Raw genomic sequence first — 2,019 nt, 5'->3', positions numbered from 1 at the left:
GGCTTCGCGGCGTCCGCAGGCTTCGCGGCGTCCGCAGGCTTCGCTGGGTCGGCAGGCTTCGCTGGGTCAGCAGGCTTCGCTGCGTCGGCGGACTCCGGCGCGGACGGCGAGACCGGGCCCGCGGAACCGGACGACCCGGTCGCGGCCGGGCGGGCCGGTCCGGCGTCACCGGAGCCCTCGGCCCCGCGGACGGCGTCCGTCCCCGTCTCCGCGGATCGGGCAGCCGTCGCGGCACCGGAGCCCCCGGCGGCCTCCGACGACGACCGCAGAGCGGAGTCGGTCGGGAACGCCGCGGCGCCCGACGGAGTGGTCGCCGGCCCGGCGAGCACGCTCGGTGCCTCCGGGGCCGCGGCCTGCGCGACGGCGCCGGGGACCGTGGGTGCCGCGGCCGCGGACACGGCCGCACCGTCGGTGAGAGCCAGGACCCCTCCGGTGAACATGACAGCACTCACCGTCACCACCGCCGCCGCGCTCATCACCGTACGTCGTGCCAGTCCGCGCCTCATGGCTTCGTTCCCGTCCCCATCCGTGTCCGGCTTGTCCGATATCCACGACGCTAGAAGCACCCTGTGCACACCAGCCACACCCGCCACCCGTCGGTGGGGTGAGGTCACCCCGGAGGAGGTCACCCGAACCGGCGGCCCGCCATAACGGGTGGGATCCGGGTGACGATCGGGACCAGCGGGACGGAGCGACCGGCCCTCGTGTCACCCCGGCGGGCGGCGCCCCAGGTCAGGACCGGGACGGGAGGGTCTCCGGCGCCCGCCACCAGACGAGCGCCGCGACCAGTGACAGCACCCCGGTCACGGCGAACGCCGGCCCGTACCCCCAGACCTCGGCGAGCGCACCGGCCACGAGCGGCCCGGCGATGGCACCGAGATCGGCCGCCATCTGGAAGCCCGCCAGCACCGAGCCGCCGCGGGCGCGCTCCCCGATGACGTCGGCGACGGCCGCGTTGAGCGGCGGGTTCACCAGTCCGCTGCCGAGCCCCGCGACGAGCGAGAGCGCCAGGAACGCCCAGGGGTCGAGCACCCAGCCGAGGACGGCCGTCGACGCGCCCGACACCGCGAGGCCGGCGATCAGCGGGGGCCTGCGACCGGAGCGGTCGGCGAGACGTCCGGCCAGCAGCAGGGTCGCCGCGTTCCCGGCCGCGAACACCGACAACGCGATGCCGCCGAACGCGTCCTCGCGCCCCAGCGCCTCGACCACCACCAGCGGGACCAGCGCGATGCGGACGCCGAACACCGCCCAGCCGTTCGCGAAGTTCCCCACCAGCGACGCCCGGTAGGCACGGTGGCGCACGGCGTCGCGGAACCGGGTGCGCGGCGGGGGCGCCTCGTCGACCGGGCCCTCCGGCCGGCGCAGCAGCGGCCCGCCCACGACGATCACCAGCACCAGCAGCGCCGCGTAGATCAGGAACGGGGCGCGTACGTCGATCGCGGCGAGGGTGCCGCCGAGCAGCGGCCCGGCGATGTTGCCGAGCAGGAACCCGGTCGCCCACAGGCTCGTCGCGCGGCCCCGCAGGTGCGGCGGGGACAGCCGCACGAGCAGCGACACCGCCGAGATCGTGAACATCGTCGATCCGACGCCCGCGACCAGGCGCAGCGCGATCAGCTGCCAGTACGCCGTCGCGAAGGCCAGACCGGCCGTCGTCACGGCGACGACGGCGAGCCCGGCGACGAACACCCGCAGCTCGCCGAACCGGCCGACGACCGTGCCGGACAGCGGGGCGAACACCAGCCGGGAGAAAGCGAACACGCTGATCACGGCGGCGGCCGCGGTCACCCCGACGTCGAACGAGCGCGCGAACGCCGGCAGCACCGGCGCGACCAGCCCGAACCCGATGGCGATCGCGAACGCCGACCCGACCAGCACGCCGATCTCGCGGGGCAGCGCCGTCGCACCCCGCACCGTGGGGGGCGCGGGCACCGGTGCGCCGGGTACGGCGGGGTCGCGGCCGTCGTGCTCGACCACGTGGCCCTCCGCTCCGCTGTCCCGGCCGACGACCGTACGCCCGCC

Annotated in this window: 1 protein-coding gene and 1 pseudogene; both read right to left on the bottom strand. The window is 76.2% G+C overall.

Annotated elements, in window-relative coordinates; all coding sequences use genetic code 11:
• A pseudogene (locus tag GTW08_RS32085) lies at positions 1-440 on the bottom strand (hypothetical protein); the annotation flags it as partial.
• A 292-nt stretch (positions 441-732) separates the two neighbouring features.
• The gene (locus GTW08_RS21465; protein WP_346009950.1) at positions 733-1,875 is read right to left on the bottom strand and encodes an MFS transporter; all 1,143 of its coding nucleotides are present in this window, start codon (positions 1,873-1,875) and stop codon (positions 733-735) included.
• Between the last annotated feature and the right edge of the window lie 144 nt (positions 1,876-2,019).

It is taken from the genome of Pseudonocardia sp. SID8383 (assembly GCF_009864975.1).
GTDB lineage: Bacteria > Actinomycetota > Actinomycetes > Mycobacteriales > Pseudonocardiaceae > Pseudonocardia > Pseudonocardia alni.
The sequence above is the reverse complement of the archived record's forward strand: the minus strand, read 5'-3'. Positions and strand labels throughout refer to the sequence as shown.